At 40.7% G+C, this 16,755-nt stretch carries 15 protein-coding genes and 1 other RNA gene; 14 read left to right on the top strand and 2 right to left on the bottom strand.

What is annotated here, in order from left to right:
- The first annotated feature begins 51 nt into the window (after positions 1-51).
- From lpxB to H5122_RS13855, 6 genes are all read left to right on the top strand, one after another.
- Complete coding sequence (lpxB, locus tag H5122_RS13880; RefSeq protein WP_182682327.1) at positions 52-1,209, top strand: lipid-A-disaccharide synthase; 1,158 nt, start codon at positions 52-54, stop codon at positions 1,207-1,209.
- On the top strand, positions 1,199-1,801 hold the full coding sequence (gene rnhB / locus H5122_RS13875; protein WP_165742995.1) for a ribonuclease HII: 603 nt from the start codon (positions 1,199-1,201) through the stop codon (positions 1,799-1,801). The genes lpxB and rnhB overlap by 11 nt, the downstream gene beginning before the upstream one ends.
- A gap of 2 nt (positions 1,802-1,803) precedes the next feature.
- Complete coding sequence (dnaE, locus tag H5122_RS13870; RefSeq protein ID WP_182682326.1) at positions 1,804-5,295, top strand: DNA polymerase III subunit alpha; 3,492 nt, start codon at positions 1,804-1,806, stop codon at positions 5,293-5,295.
- A gap of 16 nt (positions 5,296-5,311) precedes the next feature.
- Positions 5,312-6,268: an acetyl-CoA carboxylase carboxyl transferase subunit alpha gene (gene accA, locus H5122_RS13865; RefSeq protein WP_002958297.1), complete on the top strand. Its 957-nt coding sequence runs from the start codon at positions 5,312-5,314 to the stop codon at positions 6,266-6,268.
- Between the two features lie 83 nt (positions 6,269-6,351).
- Complete coding sequence (tilS, locus tag H5122_RS13860) at positions 6,352-7,656, top strand: tRNA lysidine(34) synthetase TilS (RefSeq protein ID WP_182682325.1); 1,305 nt, start codon at positions 6,352-6,354, stop codon at positions 7,654-7,656.
- Positions 7,657-8,010, top strand: a complete 354-nt coding sequence (locus tag H5122_RS13855) for a hypothetical protein (protein ID WP_154903572.1) — start codon at positions 7,657-7,659, stop codon at positions 8,008-8,010.
- 30 nt (positions 8,011-8,040) lie between these two features.
- On the opposite strand, the gene H5122_RS13850 is transcribed toward H5122_RS13855, so the two are convergent.
- On the bottom strand, positions 8,041-8,937 hold the full coding sequence (locus H5122_RS13850; RefSeq protein ID WP_024596260.1) for a GGDEF domain-containing protein: 897 nt from the start codon (positions 8,935-8,937) through the stop codon (positions 8,041-8,043).
- Between the two features lie 133 nt (positions 8,938-9,070).
- Between H5122_RS13850 and H5122_RS13845 the strand changes: the two genes are divergently transcribed.
- Positions 9,071-11,044: a monovalent cation:proton antiporter-2 (CPA2) family protein gene (locus H5122_RS13845; protein WP_002958293.1), complete on the top strand. Its 1,974-nt coding sequence runs from the start codon at positions 9,071-9,073 to the stop codon at positions 11,042-11,044.
- Between the two features lie 15 nt (positions 11,045-11,059).
- Here H5122_RS13845 and H5122_RS13840 read toward each other — a convergent pair whose 3' ends face one another.
- A complete protein-coding gene (locus H5122_RS13840; protein WP_002958292.1) occupies positions 11,060-12,205 on the bottom strand; it encodes a patatin-like phospholipase family protein in 1,146 nt (381 codons plus the stop codon).
- 239 nt (positions 12,206-12,444) lie between these two features.
- Between H5122_RS13840 and H5122_RS13835 the strand changes: the two genes are divergently transcribed.
- The 7 genes from H5122_RS13835 to H5122_RS13805 all read left to right on the top strand — a co-directional run bounded on the left by H5122_RS13835 (position 12,445) and on the right by H5122_RS13805 (position 16,614).
- Entirely contained in the window at positions 12,445-13,320 is an 876-nt protein-coding gene (locus tag H5122_RS13835) for a DUF3014 domain-containing protein (protein ID WP_039484317.1), read from the top strand.
- 139 nt (positions 13,321-13,459) lie between these two features.
- Positions 13,460-13,556, top strand: an RNA gene (gene ffs / locus H5122_RS13830) — signal recognition particle sRNA small type.
- A 258-nt stretch (positions 13,557-13,814) separates the two neighbouring features.
- Positions 13,815-14,036, top strand: a complete 222-nt coding sequence (locus tag H5122_RS20235) for a TnsA endonuclease N-terminal domain-containing protein (RefSeq protein ID WP_310736078.1) — start codon at positions 13,815-13,817, stop codon at positions 14,034-14,036.
- A 127-nt stretch (positions 14,037-14,163) separates the two neighbouring features.
- Entirely contained in the window at positions 14,164-14,949 is a 786-nt protein-coding gene (locus H5122_RS13820) for an RHS repeat domain-containing protein (protein WP_220487782.1), read from the top strand.
- A complete protein-coding gene (locus H5122_RS13815) occupies positions 14,936-15,259 on the top strand; it encodes a hypothetical protein (protein ID WP_182682324.1) in 324 nt (107 codons plus the stop codon). The genes H5122_RS13820 and H5122_RS13815 overlap by 14 nt, the downstream gene beginning before the upstream one ends.
- A 54-nt stretch (positions 15,260-15,313) precedes the next feature.
- Entirely contained in the window at positions 15,314-15,889 is a 576-nt protein-coding gene (locus H5122_RS13810; RefSeq protein ID WP_182682323.1) for a polymorphic toxin-type HINT domain-containing protein, read from the top strand.
- Between the two features lie 5 nt (positions 15,890-15,894).
- Positions 15,895-16,614 carry a hypothetical protein gene (locus tag H5122_RS13805; RefSeq protein WP_182682322.1) on the top strand — a complete coding sequence of 240 codons (720 nt, stop codon included), beginning with the start codon at positions 15,895-15,897 and terminating at the stop codon, positions 16,612-16,614.
- Positions 16,615-16,755: the final 141 nt, after the last annotated feature.

Here is a 16,755-nt window from a genome sequence, read left to right as displayed (position 1 = left end):
ACGGTAAACTAACAAGCATGAACGCCTGGTTTACTTGTGAAATAAAATCAAATGAATAAAGATAAAAAACAACTACGTATTGGTATTGTGGCAGGTGAACTGTCGGGCGATATTTTAGGTGAAGGCTTAATTAAAGCCCTAAAAAAACACTTTCCGGACGCTATTTTTGAAGGAATAGCAGGACCTAAAATGCAAGCGCAGGGCTGTAAAACACTTTACGACATGGATGAGCTTTCGGTAATGGGGCTTGTTGAGGTGCTAGGGCGTTTACCACGTTTGCTTAAAATACGTAAACAACTCGTGCAGCATTTTGTATATAACCCACCTGATGTATTTATAGGTATAGATGCACCCGATTTTAACTTACGTGTAGAAAAGCCACTTAAAGATGCGGGTATTAAAACCGTGCAGTATGTAAGTCCGTCTGTTTGGGCGTGGCGCGAAAAGCGCATTCATACAATAAGTGCAGCCACTAACTTAGTGTTAGCATTATTACCATTTGAAAAAGAATTTTACGATAAGCACCAAGTGCCATGTACATTTGTGGGGCATACCTTGGCAGACGACATTGCACTTGAGCACGACGATACTAAAGCACGTGAAGAACTTGGCTTAAGCCTTGATGACAAAGTACTGGCGCTACTACCCGGTAGTCGAGGCTCAGAAGTTGGTTTACTAAGCGAGACTTACATTAAAACAGCCGCAGAGCTGCAAGCTAAAAATCCTAATCTTAAAATTGTGGTGCCGTTGGTTAACGAAAAACGCAAAGCGCAGTTTAGTGATATATTAAACGCTACCGCACCAAACCTTAATATTAACCTGCTTGATGGGCAATCAAAATTAGCGATGCAAGCTGCTGATGCTATTTTATTAGCGTCGGGCACAGCAACACTTGAAGGCATGCTTTATAAAAAGCCAATGGTTGTGGGCTATAAAATAAAGCCTTTGAGCTATTGGATTTTTAAAACTTTATTTACGTTTAATATTAAGTACTTTTCGCTGCCTAATTTATTAGCTGACGAAGAGCTAGTGCCTGAGTTTTTACAAACCGAGTGTAATGTGACTAACTTAACAAGCGCACTTACCCCTATGCTCAACACAGATAACAAAGAGCTAAAAGCACGCTTTTTAGCTATTCACGAAAAAATTAGATTAAATGCCAGTGAACAAGCAGCCAATGCTGTGGCGGAGTTAATAAATGCAAATTGATAGACCCAATGTATCCTTAATTGCTGGTGTAGATGAAGTAGGGCGCGGCCCACTTGTTGGTGATGTAGTCACTGCCGCTGTCATTTTAGATCCCACTAAACCTATTGCAGGCTTAGCGGATTCTAAAAAATTAACGGATAAAAAACGCCAAGCACTTGCAATTGAAATAAAAGAAAAAGCATTGTGCTACGCTTATGGACGCTGCAGTCCAACAGAAATTGATGAGTTAAATATTCTGCACGCAACGATGCTTGCCATGAGTCGCGCAGTAGAGGCATTAAGCACACAACCTGAATTTGTATTTATAGATGGTAATCGATTACCAAAACTCACTATGCCAGCACAAGCTGTTGTTAAAGGTGATAGCTTAGTGGCCGAAATTTCAGCGGCGTCTATTTTAGCTAAAGTAGCACGCGATGATGAAATGCTTGAACTTGATAAACGTCACCCAGAATATGGTTTTGCGGGGCACAAAGGGTATCCTACTAAAGCGCACTTTGCAGCGCTTGAACAATACGGCGCGATTGACGAGCATCGTAAAAGCTTTAAACCTGTGCAGCGCGTTTTGGCGCAAGCCAATGGTGAGGGCTAAGCATGGCTGCTCCTGATTTTGTGCATTTAAGAGTTCATTCAGACTTTTCGATGGTTGATGGCCTTGCTAAAACAAAGCCAATAGTCGCAAAAGCGCAAGAGCTGCAAATGCCAGCCATTGCAATTACTGATCAGATGAACTTTTGTGGTTTAGTGCGTTTTTATGGCGCCACGCATAATGCGGGTATTAAACCTATAGTGGGTGCTGACTTTTGGGTTCGTAGCCCAGAGTTTCCTGATGAGCCAAGCCGCTTAACTATATTAGCCAAAGACAACGACGGCTATAAAAATATTACCTTGCTGATATCTAAAGCGTATCAGCGTGGGCATGTATTTCATCGCCCTGTGATTGACCGCGAGTGGTTAGTTGAGCTAAAAGCAGGCTTAATTATTCTCTCAGGCGCTAAAGACGGTGACTTAGGTAAAGCATTATTAAAAAATAATCCGACTGTAATTGAATCGGTTGTTAGTTTTTATAAGCAGCATTTTAGCGATAACTACTACCTAGAGCTTGTTCGCACCAATCGACCGCTTGAAGAAGATTACTTGCACATGGCGGTAGAGCTTGCTGCTAAAGAGCAACTACCGGTTGTAGCGACCAACGAAGTGGTGTTTTTAAAGCCAGAAAACTTTGAAGCGCACGAAATTCGTGTTGCTATTTTTGACGGTTACACGCTCGATGATAAGCGCCGCCCTAAACGGTTCTCTGAAGAACAATATCTAAAAACACCTGAGCAAATGGCTGAGTTGTTTAGCGATATTCCAGAAGCCCTACAAAATACCGTAGAAATCGCTAAGCGTTGTAATGTAACTGTGCAATTAGGTACTTACTTTTTACCTGATTACCCAACCGGCTCGCTTAAAATTGAAGACTTTTTAGTTAAAGTGTCACAAGACGGCCTAGAAGAGCGACTACAGTTTTTATTCCCCGATGAAGAAGATAGAAAAGTAAAACGTGTTGAATACGATGAGCGTCTTGCAATTGAACTCGGTGTAATCAACCAAATGGGATTCCCAGGTTACTTCTTAATCGTAATGGAGTTTATTCAGTGGAGTAAAGATAATAATATTCCAGTTGGACCTGGTCGTGGTTCAGGTGCGGGTTCGTTAGTTGCGTACGCGCTTAAAATTACCGACCTTGATCCACTTGAGTTTGACTTACTCTTTGAGCGATTCTTAAACCCTGAACGTGTATCAATGCCCGATTTCGACGTCGATTTTTGTATGGATAGACGAGACGAAGTAATTGATCACGTGTCGGCTTTGTATGGTCGAGATGCGGTTTCGCAAATTATTACCTTTGGTACCATGGCTGCAAAAGCGGTAATACGCGATGTAGGGCGAGTGCTTGGGCATCCTTACGGGTTTGTTGATCGAATTTCAAAATTGATTCCGGGTGACCCCGGTATGACACTTGCCAAAGCGTTTGATGTAGAACCACGCTTGCAAGAAGCCTACGATGGCGATAATGAGGTAAAAGACTTAATCGACATGTGTCGCATTCTTGAAGGGTGTACACGTAACGCCGGTAAACATGCGGGCGGCGTAGTAATATCGCCAACCACTATTACCGACTTCGCTGCGCTTTATTGCGATGACGAAGGTAAGTTTCCAGTAACACAGTTTGATAAAAACGATGTAGAAACAGCCGGCTTAGTTAAGTTCGATTTCTTGGGTTTACGTACACTGACTATATTGCAGTGGGCGGTCGATATGACCAATGTGCGCATGAAGCGCCAAGGTAAAGACCCCGTTGATATAAACACCATTCCACTGGATGATAAAAAAAGTATTGAGTTGCTACTTCGCGCCGAAACGACCGCTGTATTTCAGCTAGAGTCGCGTGGTATGAAAGACTTAGTACGCCGCCTTAAGCCCGACTGCTTTGAAGATATGATTGCACTTGTGGCCTTGTTCCGCCCAGGTCCACTGCAATCAGGCATGGTAGATAACTTTATCGACCGAAAACTGGGCCGAGAAGAAATCTCATACCCAGATGCGCAGTATCAACACGAAAGCTTAAAACCAATACTTGATCCAACTTACGGCATTATTTTGTATCAAGAACAAGTAATGCAAATTGCGCAAGTACTAGCAGGTTACACGCTAGGTGGCGCCGACATGCTGCGTCGTGCAATGGGTAAGAAAAAACCCGAAGAAATGGCAAAGCAGCGTTCAACATTTGAAGATGGCGCAAGAAATAACGGCATTGACGGCGAGCTTGCGATAAAAATCTTCGACTTGGTAGAAAAGTTCGCAGGTTACGGTTTTAACAAATCTCACTCAGCAGCTTACGCACTCGTATCGTATCAAACATTGTGGATGAAAACGCATCACCCTGCAGAGTTTATGGCTGCGGTAATGTCGGCCGATATGGATAACACCGACAAAATAGTTATTTTGGTGGATGAATGTGAAAACATGAAGCTCACCTTATTACCACCAGACGTAAATGCAGGTGAGTTTAAGTTTACAGTAAACCTTGAAGGTGAAATTGTTTACGGTATTGGCGCTATTAAAGGCGTAGGTGAAGCGCCGGTAGACGCTATTTTAGAAGCGCGTGCAAAAGGCGGCCCATTTAAAGATTTATTTGATTTTTGTGCCCGTGTTGATTTAAAACGCTTAAATAAACGTGTTACTGAAAAATTAATTTACGCAGGTGCTTTGGATCAATTAGGACCAGAGAAAACCCAATCTGGGCGTGCTACATTACTAGCCAGTTTAAAAGATGCTATGCGTGCGGCCGATCAACACAACAAAGCTGAGCAATTAGGGCAAAGTGATTTGTTTGGTTTATTGGCCACCGAGCCTGATGAGGTTGAACAAGCCTTTATTAAAGCCACAGGACTCACCGACAACGAGTGGTTAGAAGGCGAAAAAGAAACGCTAGGCCTTTATTTAACTGGGCATCCGATAAATCAGTACCGCCGCGAACTTAAGCATTACACCAGCGGAAAAATAGTTGATTTGCAGCCAACTAACCGTGATGTGTTTGCAACCGCTGCAGGTTTAGTGATTGCCTCTAGGGTATTAATTAATAAAAAAGGAAATCGTTGGGCCTTAGTAACTTTAGATGACAAGAGTGCACGGATTGATGTACGCTTGTATTCAGACGAGTTTGAAAAGTACCAAGATATGCTCCAAGTTAACAATATCTTGGTAATATCTGGACAGGTCAGCTTTGATAACTTCTCCGGTGGTATTACAATGACCGCCAGAGAAATAAACACCATTGCTCAAGCGCGTGAAAAGCGTATTAAAGCGATTAAAATGACGCTGAACATGGTGCAAATCGAGGCAGGTTTCTTCGATAAATTACAAAAAGTACTCGAACCCTATAAAATGGGAACGTGTCCGATCAAGGTTTATTACCAACGTCCAGATGCGTTGGCGCAATTAACTCTTGGAATCGAATGGTGTGTTACGCCAAGTGACGACTTAATCCATAAGTTATCACTAATGGCTGCGCAAGATGTAGAACTAGAATTTAACTAATTAGGTAGTTTAGAGCATGAGCCTCAATTATCTTGATTTTGAGCTTCCAATTGCAGAATTAGAAGCAAAAATTGAAGAATTACAAAGTATCAGCCGCGCTGGCGAATTAGACCTTGAGTTAGAAGAGGAAGTCAGCAAATTAAAAGAAAAAAGTGCCAAACAAAAACAGGAGATTTTTTCTAATTTAGGCGCTTGGCAAGTATCACAGTTAGCACGTCATCCGTTGCGTCCTTACACTCGAGATTATATCGAGCGCATTTTCACGGAATTTGACGAGTTTGCTGGCGATCGTACTTTTGCTAACGATCCAGCTATTTTAGGTGGCATTGCGCGTTTAGATGGCGAACCGGTAATGGTTATTGGCCAACAAAAAGGTCGTGATACTGCTGAAAAAATTAAACGTAACTTTGGTATGCCAAAGCCAGAAGGTTACCGTAAAGCATTACGCTTAATGGAAATGGCTGAGCGTTTTAAAATGCCAATCATGACCTTTATTGACACACCAGGTGCATACCCAGGTGTTGGCGCTGAAGAACGTGGTCAATCTGAAGCAATCGCACGTAACTTAAAAGTAATGGCGTCACTTAAAGTGCCGACAATATGTACGGTTATTGGTGAAGGCGGTTCAGGTGGTGCATTAGCGATTGGTGTTGGCGACAGAGTTAACATGTTGCAGTACAGCACTTATTCTGTAATTTCGCCTGAAGGTTGTGCGTCTATTCTTTGGAAAAGCGCTGACAAAGCACCGCTTGCAGCAGAAGCAATGGGTGTAACTGCAGAGCGCGTTAAAGAGCTAGACTTAATCAACAATTTAGTTGATGAGCCTCTAGGTGGTGCACACCGTAATTACGATGCAATGGCACGTAACTTAAAAGTACGCCTTAAGCGTGACCTAGCAGACTTACAAGCGCTTACGCTTGAAGAAATGCTTGATCAACGTTACAAACGTTTAATGTCGTTTGGTTATTGCTAAATACATTAATTGTTAAAAAAAAGCCGCTTATGCGGCTTTTTTGCTTTAAAATGTTCAGAGTTTTTATATAAAAGTGCGGCCATATGCATACAACAGCAATTTATCAGCAATTAAAAAAATCACTAAATAGCTATATTGAGCAAGGTAATACTGTTTTTACTGTGGCGCTTTCTGGTGGTGTTGATTCTGTGGTGTTGCTGCATTTAATGTGTACTTTAAGAGCCGATAACCCTGCAATTGATGTATCGGCTATTTATGTTCACCATGGCTTGAGCCAGTATGGCGATGACTGGCAACGCTTTTGCAAAAACGTATGTATTGAGCTTGATGTGCCTTTTAAAGCCGCAAAAGTTGTAATTGAGCAGCAGTCGCGTACGAGCCTTGAAGCCCAAGCTCGCGATGCACGTTATAAAGCACTTGATGAGCTAAGCCCACAAGGCAGCATTGTTTTATTGGGCCAACATTTAAACGACCAAGTAGAAACGTTTTTACTGCGCTTAAAGCGTGGCTCGGGTTTAAAAGGGCTTGGCGCCATGCACCAAGCGCGTTTGCTGCAAAGTGGCCGTGTATGTTTTAGGCCATTGTTAAACGTAAAGCGAAGCGATATAGAAGCGTTTGCGGCGCGCTTTAGTATTAACCACATAACTGATGACTCAAATACAGATGAAAGTTTTGACCGTAACTTTTTACGCTCAAAAATAGTACCTGTGTTAGTCGAGCGCTTTACTGGGTTTGAACAATGTACAGCACGAAGTATTGAGCTACTACAACAGCAGCAAACACTACTTGATGAGTACACTCAGCTTGATTTAAATAAGTGTATTAACGAGCACCAAGCACTGTGCATTAGCCAAATAAGTGAATACAGCTCAGCGCGTATTGCAAATATAGTACGTGCGTGGCTTGCATTATTTACACAAGTCATGCCATCGCAAAAGCAGCTTGAGCAAATTATTAATCAAGCAATGTGCGCAAAAAACGACGCACAAATGCGTATTGATTTGCTCGATGGGCAAATACGTCGTCATCAAGGTTATTTGTATTTTGTAACACCAAATGAAGTATTAACAGATATTGAGCTAAATCATTCACAGCTAAAACTTGCAGACGGGCGCTTATTAATTAAAAGCATTGGTTTTGGAGTAAGACCTCCACACTCAAATGAGCAAGTAATAGTGCGCTTTAATTGCAATAGCGCACGTATTAAACCACTTAAAAAGCCTGGAAGTAATACAGTTAAGCATTGGTTTAAAGATGCAAAAATAGCGCCGTGGCTACGCGCCAGTGTGCCACTTATTTTTTATAATGATGAATTAGTTCAAGTGGTTGGTTGTTTTATAAGCGCTAAGCATGTTGATGAAAATGGTATTTTTTGGGAGTGTAAATAAATGAGTAGACAGCCGCATGTTGGCTTATCGTTAGTAACAAAAGCGCCAATGGGTATGCTAATAACAGCGCTTATTGCTGTTATCGCTAATGTTTTACTTGAGTTAAATATAGTCACGTTAGGTTATGCAGTCGCTGGTGGGATTGCATCTGCAGTACTTTTATTAGCTTATTGGTTAGGTAAAGGTGGATTGTTTTTTATTTCAGGCGTGAGCCTGCCACTGCTTTTAGTATTATTTACACCGCTTGCTACTATTACTGCATTACTTAATTTAATTAGCGGATTCTTTTTTGGATTCTGTGCTGCGTTGTTTATTTATAAATTGGTAAGTGCAAAGCCTAGCGGGGGAAGCTAGGCTTTTTTATTTAATGCAGTTAAGTAAAGGCTAGTATGCTTTTGCGCAGTTTCTACCTGATGCTTTTGCTTTGTATAAACCTTTATCTGCTCGAGCAAATATCTCAGTTTCGCAATCTTGGCTGTTAGCTAAAGTAAAACCAATACTGGTTGTTACTTTGTATTTAGACATTAATGGCGATTTTCTTACTAAGCACATTATCCGCTCAGCAATCACTTTATTAGTTGTAAACTCAGGGTCTTCAATAAGCAAAGCAAACTCATCACCACCAAATCTAAATACCGAATCAGTGCCGCGTATACTACTACACAGTACTTTTGAAAATTCTTTAAGTGTATCGTCACCAATTTTATGGCCGAAGTTGTCATTAACTTGTTTAAAGTTATCTAAATCAAGCAACATTAAACTAAATGGACGTTGATAACGGCGACAGTTTTCAAGCTTTTGAAGTAAAAAGTCATTAAATTGACTACGATTATTTAAACCGGTTAACGCATCCTTTGTGGCAAGCTTTAGTACGCGGCTATACATCATCGCATTACGAAGTGGATAAACCAGCGCAGTATGTAATGTATGTAATTTTTTCTCAATTGCGTGACCAAGCGGGAATTTACTAAAATAAATTAGCTGCCCTAAGTGGTCTTTATTAATCGCTAAATCAAAAATATAGGGTGTACTATTTGTATCACTTTGTGATGTTTGAGCAGTACCTAAAGTTGATTGAAACTGCAATCCAGAAAAATTGAGCAATTGTTTTGCAAATTTAGCGTAAATAGCCAGAACATCCTCGATCACTAAGCTTGTTTGTAGCTCTGCGACGAGTTCATGCGTTTCAGTTATTTCATTTGTAGGTGAGTGTTCAGCCGAAAACGGCAAAAAATCACCGCGACCAGACACACGCTGCGTCAAAATATGGACGTTTTCCATTAAATTCTCCCCCGAGGGTGTTACTTTGCAATAACTAAGCTATTTTTGTGCCATATTTTAAAATTGCATGAAAAACATATGGTTGTTATATTTACTTACAAGCTACTAGTTTAATTTAAACGCGAGGCTGCATTTGCAAAGTATTAATGCTCAAATTTTTGGCTTATTGGTCGCGGCAGTTCTTTTTGTGTGGTTTTTTAAGCGCATTGGCTTGCCGCCTATTTTAGCGTACCTAGCAACGGGGGTTTTAGCCGGTAGTCATGGTATTGGCTGGCTTGCACAATCTCACGAAATAGAGTTTGTAGCTGAACTGGGTATTGTGTTTTTGTTATTTAGTTTAGGGCTAGAATTTTCTATTTCTCGGCTAATGGCAATGCGAAACCTAGTATTTGGTTTGGGCTCATTACAAGTAGGTATAACCAGTTTACTCTTCATTATTATTCTATATTGCTTAAACTTTTCATTACTCACCAGTTTTACCATCGGCACAATTATGGCGCTTTCTTCAACCGCTGTAGTAGTTAAGCTATTAAAAGAAACGGGTGAGCTTAATCAGCGCCGTGGGCAATTGGCCGTTGGTGTTCTACTTTTTCAAGATATTGCTGTCGTTCCTCTATTAATAATACTTCCTTTATTTGCATCAAGTGACTCTCAAAGTATTGGCTGGGCTTTAGCGTTTGCCCTAAGTAAAGGCGCATTTGTATGTGTGCTTCTTTGGGCAATTGGTAAATGGGTATTGCCCATTGTGTTTAAAGAAATAGCGCAAGTACGAACCGATGAGTTATTTGTACTTACCACCATATTAGTCGCGTTGTTTGCAGGCTTTTTAACGTATATGTTTGGCTTGTCTATGGCGCTAGGTGCTTTTTTAGCCGGAATGATGTTAGGTGAGAGTCATTACAGGCATCAGTTAGAGGCCGATATACGCCCATTTCGCGATATTTTAATGGGGCTGTTTTTTGTTACTGTAGGTATGCAACTAGATATTTTATTTGTACTGGGGCATATCGTAATAATTATTGGCGCCTTGCTGGGTTTACTGGTATTAAAAATTGCAGTGGTAGCCTTTAGCGCGCGGCTAATGCATGAGCGAAACCAAGATTCACTCGCCTGTGGCATTATGCTGTGGCAAATGGGGGAGTTTGGCTTTGTACTTATTGCACTTGCTGGCCAGCATCAATTATTAAATTCAGAGCAAGCTTCATTTTTAATTGCCCTTGGTGTGCTTTCAATGGCATTTACCCCATTTTTGATTGATAAAACGCCATTTATTTTAAAGCGTTTAGGCATACTCGATCGCCCAAGTTTGGCGCTCGAGAGTGAGCCACAAAGTAGTACGCTTTATAGCGACCATGTTGTTATTTGTGGTTTTTCACGAGTTGGGCAAACTATAGCGCGTTTTTTAAAGCCCGAAGCAATTGACTATGTTGCGATTGAAAGTAACCCAATTTTAGTACAAGAAGGCAAAGCGGCGGGTGAGCCTGTCATATTTGGCTATGTTAAACAAAAAGATATTTTAAAGTGCGCAGGAGTAGAGCGAGCTCGCTTGGTTATTATTACTTTTACAGAGTTTGATCATGCACAAGTTGTTATTGATGCCATAAAGCAAATAGCACCCAATGTTAAAATACTCATTCGTACCCGTGACGATAGCCAGCTAGATTATTTAAAAGAGCTAGGTGTAACCGAAGTAGTACCTGAGTCGTTAGAGGCAAGCTTAATGCTCGTGTCGCATGTGTTGTCTATGTCGGGCGTACCGATGACGCGTATTGTGCGAAGAGTAAGTAAAGAGCGTCGTAATCGTTATCCGTTAATGCAAAGCTTTTATGCAGGCTATTTTAAAGATAACGAAGATACATCAAGTGACCGGTTAGAGTACTTACATGTAGTTGCTCTGCCTGATAAAGCTTATGCAGTTAATAAAACAATCGAAAATCTAAATTTAGAAAAGCGTCGGGTACTGGTAAAAGCACTGCGCAGAGAAGGGGCCGAAATAGACACTCCATCGGCACAAACAATCTTATTGGCTAATGACGTTTTAGTGTTACAAGGTAAACCAAGGCGTGTTGAGCGGGTAGAGCACTACCTGCTCGACGGAATAGAATAACGTTTCTGTTTGGGCTTAATCTAGTTCTAAAAACTTGCGTATCTCCGGTAATTTTTTCATACCGTCTTCATAGCCAATTTGCATTAAATGCTGGGTGTAGCGTTTTTCAAACAATAGATAACTGGTTAAGCTCGATTGCGAATGTTTTTTAACACCTATGGTACGTAGCAATACTTTAATAGCCCATGGCATATCGTCGTAATACTGCGCTGCAATTGCGTTAAAGTTTTGCGATGGGTTAATTACAAAGGTATCTATTTGTTTAAGTTCTTGATGTTTGTCACGAGCGGGTAATAGCCCTAATGTGCGGTTAACACGAGCCAAACGCTCTAAATCCGATTGCATAGTGTCGGTAAATACACTGTCGAGTAAATGCCCCGCAACAGCAGAGAGTCCAGGATAATGTGGCGAATAACCCGGCGGGTGTAATTCTTTAGGTTGGTCTACCCCAATAATAAATATTTTTTCAGCGCCTAAATGAATCGACGGACTCAGCGGAGAAAGTTGATGTATAGAGCCATCACCAAAGTAATGGTTATAAATATTTACACTTGGAAACACCATAGGAATGGCACTTGATGCCATTAAGTGCTCAACATTAATACGAGTTGCGCGGCCTTCGCGTTTAGCACGTTGCCACGATGTTTGCGTATTAGATTGAAAAAATGCAACCGAGTCACCCGTTGTATAACTTGAGGCTGTAATAGACAGCGCATCTAAATAATTACGGTGTAAATTGCGCTCAATGCGGTGTAAATCTAAAATCTCGTTTAATAAACTACGCAGAGGGCGGTTATTTAGTAAGCTCGCTGGTGGGTGGTTAATATGCTCTGACTGAAAGCTCGTTAAAATATTACGCGCAATATGGCCAAATACACTTAAAAAGTCACTTTTATAGACCATAGAGGTTGAAAAGTTTTTCCAAACTGATTCGAGCTTTCGTACAGCCAAATGCGCACAAGAAGCGTAACATGCCAATGCAGCAGAGTTAATAGCGCCAGCGGAGGTGCCATTTATTACTCTAAATGGCAATGGAGCAGTACGAGGCATACTATGAGCTAGCGCTTTTAGCACACCGACTTGATAAGCAGCTCGTGCGCCACCACCTGTAAGTAATAAGGCAGTTTTAGGTTTTTGTGGATCAACTTGCTTGATTTTCATATTGGTGGTTAAACTGTTCTACGTCTTTACTTTATTTATTAACTGTAAGTCTTTAAGCTAGAAGAATCAAAGGATAACTGCCCTAATGCTTATTACATTATTTAATCACCCAATTTAGTAGGTAACTTACTTTGCTATAATTGCCGTATTATAAAATGTCATAGTATTTGTGTAAGAATGAATTTAATCCACTTAGCGTACTCTAAGTGATATCGCATTTTAATTTTTATGGAGTTCGTATGTCAGATAAACCAGAAGCATCAGATGTTCAAAAACGTCCACCTAATAACAATATTCTTTTCGCCGTTATTATTTTAATAGTCGTAGCATGTGCGGCCGCCTTCGTATTGCTCACACCAAGTGACGAGCAAGAAACACGCACTGAGGTAGAGCCCGCAGTTAAAGAGCAACCTATGATGGAGCTTAAACCCGAGAATGACCCAGTGGTAGACGCGCCATCTGTAATGCCAGAAAAACCAGCCGAGCTTGAAGTACCAGCACAAAGCCCGAGTGAGCCGGAGCCTGAAGTAGAGCCACTACCAACACTTAACGAAAGTGATGCAGTTGTGGTTGCTAAAATGGATGAGTACCTAAGCGACTCAGTAATGAGCCTAATGGTGACCGACGATGTAATTCGCCGTGGTGTTGTATTTGTAGATAACCTAGCTAAAGGTAAGGTAGCTAAAAAGCACACGCCTGTTGTACAGCCAGAAGAAAAATTTAGCGTTAATGAAGGCGATATCCTCACGATTAACCCTAACAGCTACGAGCGTTATACCCCGTATGTGAAAATATTTACCAGTATGAGTGCAGCGCAAGCCGTTCGTATGTACGAAGAGTACAAGCCACTTATTAATAATGCATACAGTGAAATTGGTTATGGCGATGATGAGTTTAATCAAACGCTAACCGATGCGATCGATTTATTACTTGATACGCCAGAGCCTGAAGGTGACTTGCCGTTACTTCGCGACTCAGTGACGTATCAGTATGCGTTTTCGGAGTGGGAGCAATTACCTGCTGCGCAAAAACAGCTTTTACGTATGGGTCCAGAAAACATGAAAAAAGTAAAAGCAGCACTTCGTAATATAAAAGCGCAGTTAGAGAACAATTAATACGCACTAAAACAGCTAAATACGTCGCGATTGTATATGAAATATGCAATCGCACTTTCTTTTTAGATTATCCCTTGAATAACAGAGCAAAAGTAGAGATAATCCTTCCCGCGCCAACCAAGGCCCTCAATGGTAGTCTTATTGGTCCTCTCGCAACACTAGCAGGCGAACCTGGTCAGGCCCGGAAGGGAGCAGCCACAGTTTGTGACGTGTGTGCCGAGATGTGGCTGGTAAGACTGCCACCCAAATTCCTCATTTGGGTGTTGTTTGAAGTATAAGTTGACATATTTGTACTAAAATATGGCATAAATTAGAAGTATAAACTGACATAGCTTAGTAATAACCAAATTGTTAAATGGCTCACTCACATTTACAAAATAAAACACACCCGTGTAAAAACCTCCATAAATTTGCTAGTCAAAAGATAAATCACTTATTTAGTCGAATCCTCTTTAGAGTTTGATGCATGTTTCTATTTTTAATTTTCACCATCAATAGCCGCATTTGAAGCACAACCACTAGGTTACGAATATGAGTTTGATAACCGTACTTGCCGTTACACACCTGACTTTTTAATTACCCACACAGACGGCACGCAAAAATTTATAGAAGTAAAACCGCAAAGCAAAATTGCTGACGAAGACTTTCGTGCTCGATTTGTTGACAAGTCGGATAATAACCCTAATTTCATTCACCTAATGCAATGGGGCGTTTAAATTACACTACTTTAAATAGAGTTAAACGACCTTCTTATACGATGCAAACAAACTGGTTGCTGAGTACAACAGCAGCGGTAGTCTATTACGTCGTTATGTTCATGGTATAGGTGAAGACGACCCACTGGTGTGGTACGAAAGTAGTGGCACAGGTAACAAGCGCTATTTACACGCAGATGAGCGCGGCTCAATTATTAGTGAAACGAATGGTTCAGGTTCAATAATAGCAACACATAAGTATGGCCCATTTGGAGAGCCGATTAATACCAGCTCATCGCGTTTCCGTTACACAGGGCAAATCTTAATCCCAGGTACTAAGCTTTATCACTACAAAGCACGGGTTTACCACCATGAATTAGGGCGTTTTATGCAGACTGACCCCATAGGCTACGAAGACGGCATGAACTGGTACGCGTATGTGGGAAATGATCCAGTCAATGCTACGGATCTAACGGGAAAAAACTCTTATAATCCGAAATCATTGATGATTACCCCTGAACAAAACAGAGCTTTAAGACAAGCAACAACTGTAAGTGCGGGACCTGCTATCGGAGCGAAGATTGGCATAAAAACACCCAATGCTACAGCAAAGTTTGGTGGCGAAGCTTCTATGACTGTTCAAAATGGGGACCACGGTCCTGAAAATGTTACAACAATTGAAGTGTTAGCCAATATAGATTCAAATGTTGCTAGTGCTAAAGCGCAGCTATTTAAGGTAGAAGAAAAATCCGATAGTCGTACAGGTGTGCCTAAAGTGACTTCTGTCACTAAAGAAGGACCTAAGTTAACAGGGCAAATAAAATCAGGGAATGTATCCTTGAACAATGAAAATAAATTAAAAGTTGAAGTTACTTTAGGGTTTTTTAAAGTGCCGGCAGAAGTTAACTTGGATAAACTAAATGAAAAACACTAACTTTTCGGTGAAAAATGTCGGCTCACTATGGCGCAATTCTATAATTTTATTTGTTTTAGCAGTTTTAGCAGTTTTAGCAGTTTTAACGTTTCTAGTTACGGCGTCAGTGTTTGATGAGTGCTACAGAATACTACACTTGGCTGTATACGTAACGCAAATTGGGGCATTTATAGCTCTTTTGATTATGCCCTTAGTAGCTAGCGTTATTAGGAAAAAAAGCTTTTTTATAACAGTTTTAGTCTTAATTTTATTTAATGCTATAGGGAGTATTTTTCTGTATTTCTATTTTAGAAAAGAAATGAAGCAGTAGAACAATCGGGGTCAGTTTTTGCATTTTTTTGCCTGAAGTGTTCTGCCAGTAAGTTTGGCTGCTGGTACTTTTGAGGACAGGCATGAAGAAACTATTACATTTACAGTTGTAGATGAGAATGGCGTAAAAGAGTCTATTACCACAACAGCAGAACATCCATTTTATGTAGATAACCTTGGGTTGTTAGCGGCTGGTGATATTGAAGTAGGCACTATTGTTTCTGGACCAAAGTTTGAAAACGATATTACTATTGCGCCTATACATGCTAACGAAGAACCACAATATGCTTATAATTTTACTGTAGACATTGATCACACATATTTCGTTGGTAAGACGAATATGTGGGTACACAATGTCTGTGACTTTTCGAAGGTTCCCAAGACTCCAACAGGAAGAGGCTCTGGTGCTCCCAGTGACAGAGATCCTAAAAGAACATACTCTAGGGGGAAAACTAATGAAATGTTGCAAGATCAAGGTGGCAAATATGCTGGTTGTGGAGAGACTAAACCTTTAAGTGAAATCGATGGTCACCATAAACAGCGTCACGCAGATGGTGGCCCAACAACTAAAGAAAATGGTGCTGCACTTTGCAAAGACCGTCATAAAGAAGTACATGCGAAAGAGAAGTAGATTAAATGAATGAAAATGATGCATTAAATACGATAGGTAATGCTATCAATAGTCACGGCTATTTTGTGTATACCACAAGTGGGGGAAGTTCACCGCGCTTTTTATATACCATAGGGCTGCATGAAAAACTTGGTGTGGAGCTACTTTTTGCCGGGGGAGCTTATTTTTCGGCTCAATTAGCCAAAAATATAGTAGATTGTGCAGCGAAATACTTGATGAAGAATCCTAGCGCATCCTCATTTAATGTGGAAAACATAAGTGGAAGCTTTGAACTGAAAAGAGCAGGAGAATCTTGGTCTAACAATTTGCCATTAGGTGCCATCGACTATTATAAAGCAGATAAAATTTGTTTGATGCAGATAATACCACCAAAGCAATTAATGACAATCGATGTTCCGAATTGTGATTTACCTATGAACGACACAAATAATAGAGTGTGGTCTTGGTTTGATCGTAGTTACTCAAGTGGGTTACCTAAAAATTGTTCAGCAGTGACAAATTTAGAGGCCCTAAAGGGAGCCGCTGTAACTGAGGCAATGAGGTGGGAAGTTGATCAATGGGAGCTATTTTCAGGGGCAGGTCCGGATGTGAAAAAAGAGGATACAAGAGTCGTTCCGCTGAGTACACTTGTATTGTATGACTCCACATTAGATCTGGTAATGAAGCTTGAAGAAGGAAAAGGGCTTTGGCGCAACGAGGATATGATGTGGAACAAATGGAACTAATTTAAATAGTAACCAATTAAATCATTTGAATCCAAAGCCTCACTAGCCGAGGCTTTTTTAATGCATCTATCTATACGCAATGTAATAGCCGGTTTGTATATAAAAGGAATTAACATGATGATGGAGAAACTGCATTAAACT

The organism is Pseudoalteromonas sp. SG43-8 (assembly GCF_014164245.1).
GTDB classification, from domain to species: domain Bacteria; phylum Pseudomonadota; class Gammaproteobacteria; order Enterobacterales; family Alteromonadaceae; genus Pseudoalteromonas; species Pseudoalteromonas distincta.
The sequence above is the reverse complement of the archived record's forward strand: the minus strand, read 5'-3'. Positions and strand labels throughout refer to the sequence as shown.

What these genes read in the sequence shown, in the direction of transcription:
- H5122_RS13850 (WP_024596260.1), bottom strand. Translation starts at nt 8,937, where the DNA reads ATGGAAAACGTCCATATTTTGACGCAGCGTGTGTCTGGTCGCGGTGAT.
- lpxB (WP_182682327.1), top strand. Translation starts at nt 52, where the DNA reads ATGAATAAAGATAAAAAACAACTACGTATTGGTATTGTGGCAGGTGAA.
- dnaE (WP_182682326.1), top strand. Translation starts at nt 1,804, where the DNA reads ATGGCTGCTCCTGATTTTGTGCATTTAAGAGTTCATTCAGACTTTTCG.
- H5122_RS13835 (WP_039484317.1), top strand. Translation starts at nt 12,445, where the DNA reads ATGTCAGATAAACCAGAAGCATCAGATGTTCAAAAACGTCCACCTAAT.
- accA (WP_002958297.1), top strand. Translation starts at nt 5,312, where the DNA reads ATGAGCCTCAATTATCTTGATTTTGAGCTTCCAATTGCAGAATTAGAA.
- H5122_RS13840 (WP_002958292.1), bottom strand. Translation starts at nt 12,205, where the DNA reads ATGAAAATCAAGCAAGTTGATCCACAAAAACCTAAAACTGCCTTATTA.
- rnhB (WP_165742995.1), top strand. Translation starts at nt 1,199, where the DNA reads ATGCAAATTGATAGACCCAATGTATCCTTAATTGCTGGTGTAGATGAA.
- tilS (WP_182682325.1), top strand. Translation starts at nt 6,352, where the DNA reads ATGCATACAACAGCAATTTATCAGCAATTAAAAAAATCACTAAATAGC.
- H5122_RS13855 (WP_154903572.1), top strand. Translation starts at nt 7,657, where the DNA reads ATGAGTAGACAGCCGCATGTTGGCTTATCGTTAGTAACAAAAGCGCCA.
- H5122_RS13815 (WP_182682324.1), top strand. Translation starts at nt 14,936, where the DNA reads ATGAAAAACACTAACTTTTCGGTGAAAAATGTCGGCTCACTATGGCGC.
- H5122_RS13805 (WP_182682322.1), top strand. Translation starts at nt 15,895, where the DNA reads ATGAATGAAAATGATGCATTAAATACGATAGGTAATGCTATCAATAGT.